This is a genomic window from Chryseobacterium sp. HNCC26DJ238 (assembly GCF_057180465.1).
In genome coordinates this window covers 1-530 of sequence record NZ_JBXUGI010000065.1, presented here as the reverse complement: position 1 = coordinate 530, position 530 = coordinate 1, and the positions used below count along the sequence as shown (strand labels likewise).

The 530-nt window shown below is 38.1% G+C and carries 1 protein-coding gene; it reads left to right on the top strand.

From position 1 onward, the window contains the following. The coding region (locus tag AC2A07_RS19730) for a transposase (protein ID WP_484051805.1) at positions 1-530 on the top strand (530 nt) is incomplete at both ends.

Below are 530 nucleotides of genomic sequence, written 5' to 3'. Positions count from 1 at the left end.
AGAAATTCATACAGCAAGACTGATGAAGATGCTACTTTCATGCGGATGAAAGACGATCATATGATGAATGGACAGCTCAAACCGGCTTATAATGCACAGATTTCCACGGAGAATCAAATCATCGTCAATTATACGATTCATCAGCAAACCAATGATATCAATACCTTGGAGCATCATTTGGGAAATTTTGTGAAATTATATGGGAAAAACAAACTCGAAGAATTGGAAGAACTCACAGCCGATGCAGGTTACGGAAGCGAGCAGAACTACGAATTATTGGAACAGAACAATATTACACCATTTGTAAAATACAATACCTTCGACAGAGAGCAAAATGCCCGTTATCAGGCAAAACATAAGACTTTTAGCAAAGAAAATCTGCATTACAATAAGGAAGAAGATTTTTACGTGTGTCCGATGGGACAAAAGATGGAAAAAACGCACGACAGTACCCGAAAAACCAAGACCGATTATCCGCAAAAACTATCGCATTATCAGACAAAAAACTGTGAAGGATGTCCAATTAGAGG